Origin of the sequence: Lentilactobacillus farraginis DSM 18382 = JCM 14108, from assembly GCF_000583655.1 — a bacterium.
Lineage (GTDB): Bacteria > Bacillota > Bacilli > Lactobacillales > Lactobacillaceae > Lentilactobacillus > Lentilactobacillus farraginis.
The window spans coordinates 26,495-40,387 of sequence record NZ_BAKI01000022.1; the positions used below are offsets into that span (position 1 = coordinate 26,495).

At 41.2% G+C, this 13,893-nt stretch carries 10 protein-coding genes and 4 pseudogenes; 5 read left to right on the plus strand and 9 right to left on the minus strand.

Features of this window, described 5'->3' with window-relative positions; translation table 11 throughout:
* Window positions 1-28: 28 nt before the first annotated feature.
* The 8 genes and pseudogenes from JCM14108_RS08350 to JCM14108_RS08385 form a co-directional block, all read right to left on the minus strand.
* A complete protein-coding gene (locus JCM14108_RS08350; protein ID WP_081759881.1) occupies window positions 29-709 on the minus strand; it encodes a histidine phosphatase family protein in 681 nt (226 codons plus the stop codon).
* Between the two features lie 152 nt (window positions 710-861).
* Window positions 862-1,218 carry a hypothetical protein gene (locus tag JCM14108_RS08355; RefSeq protein WP_152536928.1) on the minus strand — a complete coding sequence of 119 codons (357 nt, stop codon included), beginning with the start codon at window positions 1,216-1,218 and terminating at the stop codon, window positions 862-864.
* Window positions 1,219-1,619: 401 nt separating this feature from the next.
* Window positions 1,620-2,477: an aldo/keto reductase gene (locus JCM14108_RS08360; protein WP_035180116.1), complete on the minus strand. Its 858-nt coding sequence runs from the start codon at window positions 2,475-2,477 to the stop codon at window positions 1,620-1,622.
* A 14-nt stretch (window positions 2,478-2,491) separates the two neighbouring features.
* Window positions 2,492-3,052, minus strand: a complete 561-nt coding sequence (locus JCM14108_RS08365; RefSeq protein ID WP_035180117.1) for a sugar O-acetyltransferase — start codon at window positions 3,050-3,052, stop codon at window positions 2,492-2,494.
* A 488-nt stretch (window positions 3,053-3,540) separates the two neighbouring features.
* Entirely contained in the window at window positions 3,541-4,965 is a 1,425-nt protein-coding gene (gene araA / locus JCM14108_RS08370; RefSeq protein WP_035180119.1) for an L-arabinose isomerase, read from the minus strand.
* A gap of 79 nt (window positions 4,966-5,044) precedes the next feature.
* Window positions 5,045-6,417, minus strand: a pseudogene (locus JCM14108_RS08375) (sugar porter family MFS transporter).
* A gap of 235 nt (window positions 6,418-6,652) precedes the next feature.
* Window positions 6,653-7,752, minus strand: a pseudogene (locus tag JCM14108_RS08380) (GntR family transcriptional regulator).
* 97 nt (window positions 7,753-7,849) lie between these two features.
* Window positions 7,850-8,032, minus strand: a complete 183-nt coding sequence (locus JCM14108_RS08385; protein WP_035180121.1) for a hypothetical protein — start codon at window positions 8,030-8,032, stop codon at window positions 7,850-7,852.
* Window positions 8,033-8,222: 190 nt separating this feature from the next.
* Here JCM14108_RS08385 and JCM14108_RS08390 point away from each other — a divergent pair, with 190 nt between their 5' ends.
* The 5 genes and pseudogenes from JCM14108_RS08390 (at window position 8,223) to JCM14108_RS08410 (ending at window position 13,283) form a co-directional block, all read left to right on the plus strand.
* Window positions 8,223-9,239 carry an aldose epimerase family protein gene (locus tag JCM14108_RS08390; RefSeq protein ID WP_035180126.1) on the plus strand — a complete coding sequence of 339 codons (1,017 nt, stop codon included), beginning with the start codon at window positions 8,223-8,225 and terminating at the stop codon, window positions 9,237-9,239.
* Window positions 9,240-9,558: 319 nt separating this feature from the next.
* Window positions 9,559-10,403 (plus strand): annotated as a pseudogene (locus JCM14108_RS08395) (transporter substrate-binding domain-containing protein).
* A gap of 6 nt (window positions 10,404-10,409) precedes the next feature.
* On the plus strand, window positions 10,410-11,078 hold the full coding sequence (locus JCM14108_RS08400; RefSeq protein WP_420805529.1) for an amino acid ABC transporter permease: 669 nt from the start codon (window positions 10,410-10,412) through the stop codon (window positions 11,076-11,078).
* 228 nt (window positions 11,079-11,306) lie between these two features.
* Window positions 11,307-12,236 carry a YczE/YyaS/YitT family protein gene (locus JCM14108_RS08405; RefSeq protein ID WP_035180130.1) on the plus strand — a complete coding sequence of 310 codons (930 nt, stop codon included), beginning with the start codon at window positions 11,307-11,309 and terminating at the stop codon, window positions 12,234-12,236.
* Window positions 12,237-12,297: 61 nt separating this feature from the next.
* Window positions 12,298-13,283: pseudogene (locus JCM14108_RS08410) on the plus strand (choloylglycine hydrolase family protein).
* Between the two features lie 66 nt (window positions 13,284-13,349).
* On the opposite strand, the gene JCM14108_RS08415 reads toward JCM14108_RS08410, so the two are convergent.
* On the minus strand, window positions 13,350-13,787 hold the full coding sequence (locus JCM14108_RS08415; protein WP_035180131.1) for a MarR family winged helix-turn-helix transcriptional regulator: 438 nt from the start codon (window positions 13,785-13,787) through the stop codon (window positions 13,350-13,352).
* Window positions 13,788-13,893 lie beyond the last annotated feature (106 nt).

A 13,893-nucleotide genomic window follows, 5' to 3' on the forward strand; every position in this document is an offset into this window, starting at 1 on the left:
TTATTAGAATAAAGGCCACCATTTCAAATTACTGATCGATGGCATCCAGTTTATTCGCCCATTCAACTTTAATATCATCATCGGTAATAATTAATTTGGTAATCGCACCATTTGCGATCGGCACACCCGTATCCAAATCAGGTGCGTATCGATCTACAATCGAGCGAATCGTCATCCCATGTGAAACGATGAGAATATTCTGACCATCTTCCGTATTTTGACGAATTTTGTCGAACCCAAAATTCAGGCGTTCCCAAAACATTGCGTTGTTTTCGGCATTATTATACAAATCCGCTCGATGAATCAGATCTCTGGCCCGTTCCAAGCCAAAGTCTTTCAAAACTTCTTTTTCCGACGTTTTTTGAACTTGAGCACCAACGAACTGCCACATTTGGTTCAGGTCATTTCCTTCAAAATAACCGTGAAACTGCTCCCGTAATTCCGGATACTGATAGCTGACAATATTCATGTTATGAGGGTTGGCCCGCAAAATAAGCCGAGCAGTATCGATCGCCCTTCCGGAATCACTGGAAAACGCGGCGTTAAAATTAATGTCTTTTAGCCGTTCACCGGCATTTTTGGCATCCTGAATTCCCTTTTCAGTTAACGGTGAATCAATCCATCCCTGAACTTTGTTATATAAATTCATATACGTTTGTCCGTGTCTAACGAGATATGCAGTGACTTTTTTCACACGAATCAGCCTCATTTCCTATATTTTCAACTACTTACACTTCAAGTATAGCGAAACATTGATAAAGATTCATCAAAATGCAATTACTTATTGACGGATATGATCACCCGATCACCACTTTGACTGATATGAACGAAAGGAAATGGCATTATTAGCATACTCGGACTTTATATATTCCAAATATAAAAGGAATTCAATCCCAAAAGAACACTCAAGACCTGACTAATAATCAGAAAACCCATTACCGTTTTATTCGCTGTCAGCAGTGTTTCAAAAGTTAAAAATAACAGCCAGGAGAATCCCAGCACCCCCGTTAGGTCAAGAAATACCACGCTTGCATTTGAAAACCTGGCCAAATCAACAAAACCCAAACTGAAAAGTACAAACAGGCAATAAATAACCGTTACCTTAGTGTAAAACGACTTTCGATCAAACTGTTCCCTGGTTAACTTAGTGAATCGCCAAACACCGAAATAAAAAATCACGCCTAACCCAACAGCACTGTCCAGCAAGATAACTATCATTCCTCCAAAGGGTTGATAGGTGCCCGATACGTCACTACCAATTTTAACTACTTTAAACAAAGTCATGCTATTGAGCAAAATAATCAGAATTGGACTTAATAAAAATAACAGCCAGTCCAATACTATTATTTTAATTACTTTCAAATCCAATTACTTTCACCACCTGAAAGCCATAATTACAACGTTTCCCAGTTACAAGTAATTTATTACTTATTACTTGTAACTTGTTACTTGTTACTCACCATTTTCCGAGACTTACTTGATTCTTGCATACATGTAAATCTGATAGCCAACCTTACTTGATCCAATGAAGAAAATTAACTATCCAAAAATCGCCCCATGATAACGTTATCGGTTACCCGGGGGGGCGACAGTCAATCGACTTATTTTATGGTTGTGAATTAATGGTGTGGATATTGATGCCCAATTTCATAGACCATTTCCGGTTCCTGACTGATCCGTGTGTTGCGATTTAAACCAGCTATCTGCTCCATTTCATCATCGCTTAACTCAAAATCATAGATATCGGCATTTTGCTGAATTCGTTGTGGGTGAACCGACTTGGGAATAAAGGTATCGCCCCGTTGCAGGTGCCAACGCAAAATAACCTGAGCTGCCGATTTATCGTGGGCTTCAGCAATTTTAACGATTACCGGATCATCAAAAATCCGTCCCCGGCCAAGCGGTGCCCATGCCTGCGTAACAATATGATTTTCCCGATCAAAATCGACCATCGCCTGTTGGGATAAGTACGGATGAACTTCTAATTGATTCACCACTGGCATTTCATTAGCCTTGGTTGCCAAATACTGTAGATGAAGCATTCCGTAGTTACTGGTCCCAATTGACTTAACCAGCCCTTGTTCTTTCAAGCTTTCAAATGCCCGCCAAGTCTCAAAGAAATGGGTATGAATCGGCCAGTGAACCAGCAACATATCGACATAATCTAATTGAAGTTTTTTTAATGATTCTTCAAACGAACTCATAACTTTATCGTAGCCCTGATTTTCCTCTGCAATCTTGGTTGTGATAAACAAATCGTCACGATTAACATTTAAATCCTTAACAGCTTTCCCGACTGCCGCTTCGTTTTTGTACATCTGAGCAGTATCAAATAACCGGTAGCCATCATGATATGCTGATTTTACCGAATTAATTACCTGGTTTTCATCCGTCATCCGATAAACGCCCAAACCTTGCACGGGCATTTCATTGCCATCTGCCAATTTAACTTTTGAACCGATATTTTGCTTAGTCATCAAATTCCTCCGATTTATTTTAACTTTTTAATGACGTGGGCGGGATTACCGCCAATCAAAACATTATCACCAAATGATTTTGTGACAACAGCGCCTGCCGCAATTATAACATTGTTCCCCAACGTCACATTAGGTGTAATTACCACACTGCCACCGGCCCATAAATTATCGCCGATCGTTACCTTACCCGGGATCTCAATTCCCCGATTCCGTTCTTCAACATCAAATGCATGATCGACCGTATAAATTTGGCAGTTTGGGCCCAACAGACAATTATCACCGATCGTAATCGGTGCTACGTCGATAAATATACAACCGTAGTTTGCAAAAAAATTATCACCAACCGTGATACTGTAACCATAATCACACTGAAAGGGGGCCATTACATTAAAATTTTTACCGGTCTTTTTGAATACGTTGCTTAACAGCTTCATCGCTTCATCAGGTGTTTCTTTGGAAAGATCGTTAAATTCATTAACCCGCTTTCGGGTTTTCCAACGATCTTCTGATAGTTCCTTATCTGTGTTCAGATACTTCATTCCCGCAAGCATTTTTTGCTTTTCAGTCATTTCCATTAACTCGGGCCTCCGTCTTTATCGTTATTCTTCGTTAAATCTATTATAGCAAATGCCGACAAGTTGAATTTTGAAAAATCCAAACCCAGGATTCCCCGCTTTGGCGCCTTATGCTCCGGGTGCTAACCGTTTTGCTTCGCACACTAGTTGAGGACTGCTACGCTAACCATAAACCTGCATGTAAGGGATTCATTTCAAAAATCCAAGCCCGGGATTTCCGAAATGAACGCCTTACATTCCGGTTTATCCCAGGTTAGCTCCGCACACTGGTTGAGGACTGCTCCACAAAACAATGCCACTGCATATAAGGGATAAATCTTAAAAATCCAGATCCGGGATTTCCAAGATTCACGCCTTATATTCCGGGCATTACCCGTTTTGCTCCGCACACTTCATACCAAAATGAGGTTAAGACAACCGAATTGATTGCCTTAACCTCATTCATTTTTAGTGGTTTGCAGATTTAAAAACTAAAACTGCTTCGCTCACTACTTAATATCATCAAATGGGAGATCAAACATTGTTGCAAGGTCTGCGATTTGTTGTTCACTAGCAGCAAATGTCAAAACAGTATGGTGTCCGCCACCATCGTGAATCCATTGGGTAGCACCGGCTTTTAAGCCGACCTTTGGTGTCCACATTTGTTTTGCAACAGGCAGATGTGGTGTTGGCTTTGGTGCCTTATGACCTTCAACAGCGTAACCAATCATGCGATACTCGTTGCCAAAGTCTGAAATGGTAACATCAAATGCGTCACCCTCACGGCCAGTAAATACCAGACGGGCAGGATCAGCTTTACCACCAATGTCCAATGGATGAACTTCAACCCGTGGCTTGTCACTGGCAATGCCAGGATCAACTTCAAGCATGTGTGAACCAAGAATGGCTTCTTTGCCCTTTTGCAATTCAAGGGTGTAGTCTTCCATGAATGCAGTTGCTTGGTTATGGGTCAAGATCTTCATCAAACGATCCAAAGCAGCTGTCTTCCAGTCACCTTCAGCACCGAAACCATAACCTTCATCCATCAACAACTGAGCTGCCAGGCCAGGTAATTGTTCCAAACCATAAAGGTCTTCAAAGTTAGTTGTAAATGCAGAGTAGTTATTCTTATCCAAGAAGTTCTTGATACCGAAGTACTCACGAATTTGATAACGAACTGAATGTTCATACTTATCTTTATCGTTATCACCTTGGACAAATTCATATTTGTCTTGTAATTCTTTGTATTTAGCATCAATGTCGCTTTCAGGAACGGCATTAACTGCTTCTACCAAGTCACCCAAAGCATAGTAGTCAACGGTCCAGCCAAATTGAATTTGAGCTTCAACTTTGTCACCTTCAGTAACAGCAACATTTCTCATGTTGTCACCAAAACGGGCAACCTTGATCTTGAAGCTTTCGTTGTAAGCAACTGCAACGTCTTCCCAATCAGCGATTTCCTGTTGAACTTCTTCATCACCCCACCAGCCGTAAACAATCTTGTTGTTCTTACGAAGGCGAGCATTGATAAAGCCGTATTCACGGTCACCATGGGCACTTTGGTTCAAATTCATGTAATCAAAATCAATTGTGTCATATGGAATGTGGTTCAAATATTGGGTAGCTAAATGAAGCAATGGCTTCTGAAGTAATTTAGTCCCTCTAATCCAGTTCTTGGCAGGTGAAAATGTGTGCATCCAAGTGATCACACCGGCAACGTTATCGTTGTAGTTGGCATCCTTCATCAATTGTGTGATGCTGTCGGCAGTGGTTGCAACCAACTTGAACTTGACTGGGTAAGGAAGCTTGTTGGTAGCGTTCAGCTTATCAACGATATCACGGGCATCCTTCTCAACTGATTTCAATTGTTCTTCACCATAAAGATGCTGACTACCGGTAACAAACCAAAATTCATAATCAGGAACTTGTAACATAGTATTTTCTCTCCTCTTTGATAAAATATAATGAAACATTTTTATTAATATTTGAGATCAAAATCTCAAACATTGATAACTATTTAATAGTTGAAGTATCGGATTCCTTGATACCAGCACGTTTGTGAAGGTCAAGTTCGATCTCTTCAAGTGACTTACCACGGGTTTCAATGAATTTAGCGTGTACGAAGAAGATAGCGATACCACAGACAACTGCGTAGAATAGAAAGGCGTTATCAAGGCCCCATGCACTAAGCATCATTGGGAAGGTTAATGAAACAACCATATCAGCCAACCAGTTGGTTGCTGAGCAAAGTGACGTTCCCAAACCACGAATGTTAAGTGGGAAGACTTCACCAATCAGAACCCAAGTAATTGGTGCCCAAGTACATGCATAAAAGGCAATGTAAACCGTCAACGCAATCGCACTAACCATTGCGGCAGCTTGCGATCCGTTATCAAATTTCAAAATGGTGTACATGACAATTAATGAAAGCCCCATGCCACTGGCACCGAAAATCAACATCTTCTTACGGTCAACTCTATCCATCAATAACATAGCGACAACCGTGACAACCACATTAATCACACCAATTCCGATGTGGGCAAGCAAGGCAGCAATGACTCCCCAACCAACATCAGTAAAGATTGTTGGCGCATAGAAGATAACACTGTTTGAACCGATAACCTGCTGGAAGACTGCGGCGCCAAGTCCGGTAATCAAAGCTGGCCGAACAGCTTTTCCAAACAATTCTTTCCAGCCACCGGTTTTTTGCTTGGCTGTTTCTTCAATTTCAGTCATCGCTTTGTTAACAGCGTTGACATCACCCTTGTTTGTGTTCATCAAAACCGCATGGGCTTCTTCTTTCTTACCAATTTTAACAAGGAATCGTGGACTTTCCGGCAGGAACAAAGCACCGACATACAGGATAGCTGCCGGTAAAGCAGCAAATCCTAACATCCAACGCCAGCCGGTATACATATGAGCAAACGTGTAGTTCAAGATGTAAGCTAATAAAATACCAATCATGATCATCAACTGGAACATTGTTGCAACCGCACCGTGCATGCTCTTTGGTGCAAGTTCATGCAGGTAAGCAGGAATCAAGCTGAGGTAATCCCAACACCAACTCCCAAAACAATTCGAGTAATCAACAATACCCAGAAATCCGGTGCAAATCCGGATGTGATGGCACCAACGAAGAAGATAATTGACGCCCAAACAAGTAATTTACGACGACCATACGTATCCAAAAACTTACTGGTTGCCAAGGCACCGATAATGGCACCAATTAAAACTGAACTAACAACCATTCCTTGTTGCCATGGTCCTAGGTGGAGTTGCTTTTCAATAAACAGAATCGCACCTGAAATCGATGCAATATCGTAACCAAAAAGCAATCCGCCCAAGGCGCCGAAACTATATATGAATCCATTGGAAACTTTTTTCAAAACAAGCACCCCATTCGACTTTTTAAATAAGATTAATAAAACAATTGCAAAAACTTAATGCGCGCACTTGTAAACGGTTTCTGACATCGCTTACAAGTGAAGTATAAAATATTTATCCGCATAAATCAACACATATTTTATTTATTAGCATAAAATTTTTTTGCAAAAAAAGTCGAAAAGGAGCTTAACACTAGGAGCATCACCACCTTTTCGCTATTTTAGATTTCAAAAAACATTAACGGGTCTTAGTTGTATTAACTGCTTTTGTAGAATCTCGAATCACTAATTCGGCATCAAAGACTTTAGATTCGCGGTCTTTTTTATTAATCATATCAATTAACATTTCTGCCGCTGTTTCTCCTAAATGCCGCTTGGGATGAATCATCGTTGTAATTCCTGGATTAATATACTTCGAAATTTCATAATCATCGAAACCGGCAACCGAAATATCATTTGGAATATCAAAACCTTCTTTGCCCAACATGCCAATAACTTCCATTGCTAATTGGTCGTTATAGCAGACAATGGCTGTCGGCTGTGCATTATCCGGTACTTCTACCCGGTTCTTGATTTTTCGCAGAACATCGTTAATATTATCAGACGATCGATACATCATAATGTCACCGGATGACGCAACGTGTGGGTGAGTCTGATAAGACCGGATGAAACCATTCATTCGATTAACCCCTTGCATATCGTCAACCTGAAACACACCTAATACCCGTTCATGGCCATGATCCAAAAGATAATCCATTAATTTCTTTTCACTAGCCGTATCAGCGACTTCAACATGTGGGAAGTCCAGCTCCGGGTAATGCGCGTTAATGAAGACAGCTGGCTTACCAGACTGAATAATCATCTGGTAGACATCCAAATTAGGATTTTCCAACGTACTTCTAGTTGGCTCGATAATAAATCCTAAAACATCATTATCCAACATATTAAGTAAATTGTGTCGTTCATTCTTGTGCTCATCATGTGTATTCCCTAATAATAATGAGTAGCCGGCATCAGAAATAACCTGATCAATGCCACTGATAATATTGGGAAAAATATATCTGCGATATGCGTCGTAATGACCCCGATACTTTGATTCGACCGTTCTGAACGAACTTTATTGTTAATCCAGTCATTAACGTACATCCCACCGCCCTGAACGCGATAGATATATCCCTCATGTTCAAGGTCGCCTACCGCTCGTCGAATCGTATATCTACTTACAGAATAAATTGCCATTAATTCAGATTCGGTGGGGATTTTTTCATTAATCTTGTACTTACCGTTAATAATATGGTGCTTAATATTTTTTTTAACCATTACATACTTGGTTTCCATTGCTATATCCCCCCACTCGATTAAATAGAGCTTTAAAAGAGCCTTGGCCGCACGCTCTGATCGAAGCATTCTTCAAATTATTAAAATTATCAAGAGGCTATGATGCACTGGCGGCCATCATTAACACAACCGTTACAGTCAGCGTTGCCAACGTCCAAAGACCGTAATGATGGTTATGCTTTGGCTTTTCCTTGCGGGCAAAATCAAATCCCCACAAAAAGATCAGTACAATTAAACTTAAGTCTGAAATGCCGGATAAAACGTACAGTATGTTTTGCATAATAAACCCTCTCACTTTTTCCCTTAGAATATCCCTACCAATAAAATATCATATTTCTAAGAGAAATAACATAGAATTGTACGGATAAATGTTAAAAATCGGCTTGCACCTCCGTACAAAAAAATATTATAATACATATAAAAGCGGTTTCAAAGCTTAAATTTATTTTTTTAAGGAGCGATTCACGATAATGCAAGCAAAAAAAGAATTATTTGATACGTATAATAATCAAGATATTCAAAAATTTACATTAACCAATGACAATGGCGTATCGATTGCTGTCATTTCGCTGGGGGCAACCTGGCAGGCTTTTAACTTTCCGGATAAGACCGGTAAATCAGCCAACGTTTTATTAAGTCAGGCTTCCAGTAAAGAAATTATGGCCAATCAATATTTCTGCCAGGCAATTGGCCGAACTGCCGGTCGAATCACCAATGGGACATTCTCCATTAAAGGACATGAATACCATGTTGCCCAAAACGAAGGTACCACCACGCTTCATGGTGGTCCTCACGGTTTCAATACCCAGGTTTGGAACGGCGCAATTGAAGATAACCAAATTGTTTTGGAAAAACACATTACTTCATCAGACGATTCGTTCCCGGGAAATATCGACGTTAAGATCACTTGGACCTTGGATGACGATAATACTGCCACTGTTACTTATAGCGCTAAAAGTGATGCCGATACGTTGTTTAATCCGACCCAACACGCTTACTTTAATTTAGGAGACACCGATAACGTTTACGATCATTCGCTGACAATTAATGCTGATAAATATTTGGCATTAAACAAAGATAAAACACCTTCCGGCAAGATGGTCAGTGTTGCCGGATCGGCTTATGATTTTCGTGCCGGCCAAAACATCAAGCACGGAATTGACGACATGAAAGCCAGTGTCGGTCACACTTATGATGAAGTTTATGTCATTAACGACCATTCCGCTGACGCACCGATTGCAACCCTGGCCGATCCGACATCAGGCCGCAAAGTTTCAATCTTCTCAAAACGAAATGCGTTGGTTGTCTTTACGCCGGATGATCTGAATGGCATTAACTTTGAACGGGGCGCCGGTGTCGCTCACATGGGCATTGCCTTGGAAGCCCAAACTTTACCAGACACGCCTAATCACGAAGGCTTTGGTAATATTTTATTACCGGCAGGCGAAGAAAAGCACTACAGTATCAGCTATAAAGCTGAGTTTTAATCCCTCCTGAACAAAAAATATTCCTATTTTCGCTTTGATAAAGGTGAAAATAACCCGACTTTTAAACTAATCAAACGAATCGTCCTTGCGGCTTGGGCAGCAAACGATTCGTTTTTTATTCTCTAAAATCCATTTCTAAATCACAATCTTTACCGTACTAACCTTCAAATCTTTTTTGGCCGCAAAATACCATCATGCAAATACTTTTTCAGCAAACCATGGCCGTTGTTTAAAATAAATCGGCCTCGCTTGTGAAATCGGTTTCATCACCTTATAATTAAATTACATTATCTAATTTTTAGTCTGGGAGGAATTAAATTTGAAGAAAATTACGATTCGTTTATTGGGGTTATTGGGTACTTTAGGCGCTATTACCATTTTGTTAACTGGTTGTGGTCAAAACAAATCCGCATCTAACGCAAAGGGGCCCATTATTTGTGCGACTTCAGGAACATTATATCCAACCTCGTTTCATGATGAAAAAAGTAACCGTTTAACCGGTTACGACGTTGAAATTGTCCGAGCCGTTGCTAAAAAATTGAACCGAAAAGTGACATTTAAAGAAATGAGTGTGGATGGCCAGTTAACCGCTGTTAAAACCGGCAAAGCGATATGGCCGCCAACGATTTTGCTGTTTCGCCCGTCCGGAAAAAGCAGTTCACTTTTTCAACACCCTATAAGCACTCATTTGACAGCATCATCGTTCGCCGAAAAGACAATTCGGGAATTCACACTTGGGCCGATATAAAGGGAAAACGAGCTGCTGGTGAAGCCGGTACAAATTATCAACGGCTAGCCAAGCAGCTGGATGCCAAGACGGTCAATTATGATAACGTTTCAAACGATATCTATATGAAAGACGTTAAAAACGGCAAGACCGATTTAATCATGAACGATTATTATCTGCAAAAATTAGCATTGGCTGCAGTTCCGAATAACGGCTTAAAAATTCTTAATAATATGTATTTCAAGACCAATGAGGACGGCAAGGGAACCGGAATTATCCTGAAAAAAGGAAATACCAAATTGCAAAAACAAGTTAATAAAGTCCTAAGTGAGCTAAAAAAAGACGGTACCTTGAAAAAGCTGTCCATGAAGTATTACCACGCCGACGTCTCTAAACAACCTAAAGTCCATATTTCAAAAACTTTCACAATCAAATAGGTGAACATAGTGAATATTCTCAATTACTTTTCCATTCCCAACTTTTTTAACGCGCCTTTGGCTTTTCACGCCATCCCAAAAATTCTGGCCGGATTACCAATGTCCTTTTATTTAACCGGTGTGAGTTTCATTGGGGCTTTGATTCTGGGCCTATTTCTTACCCTGGCTCAGATGAGTCAAGTCAAGTGGCTGCATTGGCCTGCCAGGGCTTTTATTTCGTTTATGCGCGGCGTCCCAATGCTGGTCCTACTGTTCATTATCTACTTTGGCTTTGGCGCCAATGCCCTGCCAGCTGCGGTGATTGCTTTTACAATTAATTGCAGCGCCTTTGTTTCCGAAGTATTCCGTTCATCATTCAATGCCGTTAACCGCGGTCAATGGGAAGCGGCATACTCACTGGGGCTGCCATATCGCACGGTTGTCGCCAAAGTAATTTTCCCACAGGCTTTTAGAATTGCAATTCCGGCACTGGGAAATATTTTACTGGATCTGTTCAAAAGTACGTCATTGGCAGCAATGATTACCGTTAGTGAGATGTTTATGGACGCTAAAATCATTGCAGGTGCCTACCAGGACTACATGAGTATTTACATCGTAATGGCAATTATTTATTGGTTCTTCTGTTGGCTGCTGACATTGGGACAGTCCCTACTGGAACGATACCTGGCTTCATAATTTTGAGCTTGTTAATTATTTTTTAATTAATATTTTGTCACATAAGCGGCATCAAAATCGACTTGGAACAAATTGATTTTGATGTCGTTTGTTTTGCCCGTTTTTATCACAATTAAAGCGTTAACAACCAACTTCCCGAATCATTCAATCGGTTGCACAACCTCAGTTAAATGTTATAATCAACACTAATTTAGAATTTCTCTCAGAAAGCTTGAAAGGAAGCGTTTGATGTTAAGTAACACCAAAGAAAATTCTTCAGATAGTGATTCAACCCATCTCAATAAATTTGCGGATGTTGGTTTGCGAACCCTAATGGCTTTTGTTGGGATCGCGATTCTATCATCCGGAACAACCCTGCTTCGCGAGGGAAATGTTGGTTTGGATCCGTTTACCGCCATGAATACCGGTTTAGCGGCCAAGTTCGGCACCGGCCTCGGAAACGCGCAGTTAATGGCCAATCTGGTCATTTTCATCTTTATTCTGATTCTGGATCGTAGAAAAATCGGTATCGGCACAATTCTTAATATGACCCTGGTTGGTTACGAAATCCAATGGTTGTCCGCGGTGTACAAAATGGTTTTACCCAATACCGTTAACGTCTTTACAACCGTTACTGACTTAATCATTGGTCTACTGTTATTTACGCTTGGCTCATCCCTTTACATGGGCGCTAATTTGGGCGTTGCACCCTATGATGCCATTGCGCCGATTGCCTCAACCAGATTGCACATCAAGTACCGCTCTGCTAGAATAACCCAGGATGTTGTATTTATGGCAACGGCCTTCTTTGTTGGTGGTGCGGTTGGTTTCGCAACGATTATCGTGGCTTTCTTTACAGGCCCACTGATTGCCTATTGGGATGATCATGTAAGCGAAAAGATAAAACAGGGCATCACTAATTTCAGTTCCACACCCAGCTTTTCAACTGCTGGCAGACAATTAGCAAGCGTTGGCAAAAGCGGTTATTATACTGTTCGCCACGCCTACGAATTAACCGAACAAACCCAACGACAATTATCAAACTATTCAAACGAAGAGTTGAACGAACGAATCGCGCGAACCCGAAGTCGTTCCAAAGAACTTGGTCAAGTCTATGAAAACACCCAAAAACAGCTCAGATTATTGCAGGGTGAAGCAGATAAGCGTAAGAAACACTAACCACTCACTTGACTTGTCCGGCAAAATCTCTGTATGTTACCAATACATGGAGGGATCAAATATGTGCACGAGTGTAACCTTTTTATCAGAAACCGGCGATAATTTTCTCGCCAGGACAATGGATTTCGCATTTGAACTAGATGGTCGGCCAGTTGTCATTCCCCGTCGCCAACACTTCGACTCTGCCGCTGACCCAAACGGTTATGATACCAGGCTGGCATTTGTTGGTGCGGGACGTAACTTGGGCAGTGGTTATATTCTTGTCGATGGCGTTAATGAACGAGGATTCAGCGGCGCTGCTCTATATTTCAGCGGTGAAGCCAGCTACGCCGATCAAATCAAGCCTAATCACACCAATTTAGCTTCTTATGAAGTTCTCAATTGGCTTTTGGGAAATGCAGATAGTTGCGCGGACGCTGCTGACCTGATCAAAAAACTGAACGTCGTAAATGTCCCCATCAAATTAATGGGGACGGTCGTACCGTTACATTGGATCGTTTCAGATCGTTACGGTGACTGCCGAGTCTTGGAAATCAGGCTGATGGCGTTCATTATCTTAAAGATCCCGTGGGCGTTATGACTAATTCCCCTGATTTTGAATGGCATTTAAAGAATCTTAACAACTATACCGAGTTACAGCCCGGACCGCACCCGGACCGGGACTACCATGGTTATCGAATCTCATCTTATGGCCCGGGCAGTGGTGCCTTGGGAATGCCGGGCGATTACACTTCAACTTCCCGCTTTATCCGAACTGCCTTTATGCGCCAGTACACAACCGGCGCTCAAAGCAAAGACGCCGTTAATGTGTTGAGCCATATCCTAAACGCTGTTGAAATTCCCAAGGGCGTTAAGCTCAAAGAAAATGGGGAAGCTGATTATACGCAGTATCGTGGCTATATGGACTCAGCCAATCTGACTTATTACATGCAGCCTTACGATAATCAAACCATTTCAAAGGTTACGTTGACCGACGATTTAATGAATGCGGATCAGCCCGTGGAATTCCCGTTGGAACACGAGCAAACCTATCATCAATTAAATTAACCAGCAGTCAAAAACCACACCTTCCCAATCGAAGCGTGTGGTTTTTATTTTCGGTTATAATCATTTCTAAACCGTTTTTTCTAAAATTGCCGTTACAAGCTTGTCCAATTCATGATACATTACTTGTGGTCTTTTGATGCCGGCCCTTTTAAACTTTGACCGCCACCAAGCTGCCATCAGCTTGTTAATTTTTCGACAAACCTGTTCGCCCTTATCCGTCACCGTCAGCCAGCTGTTTCTTCGATCTTTCTGGTCAGGTTCCTTTTGAATATAACCGTTTTTAAGTAACCGATTCAGTTCCCGACTAACCGCTGCTTTACTAAGCACCAGCCGGCTGGCAATGGTTCGCGCCGTTATCCGTTTTTCATCTTTGATAAAAAGCAATAAGTTAACATTGGCAGCCGTTAACCCCTCCAGATCCAGTTGCCGCTTCAATTCTACAAAAGCCGATCTCTTAATAATACTGGCATATCTACTGATTTGATTAGCCTCAACATCATTCACGCGAATACCCCTCCATCCATATGCCAATATTATAAATGAAAATTTGTTATTTTAAAATAAGTTAAAGTAAAACAAGCCCCCGCCATTTTTCAAAATCGGAAAATGC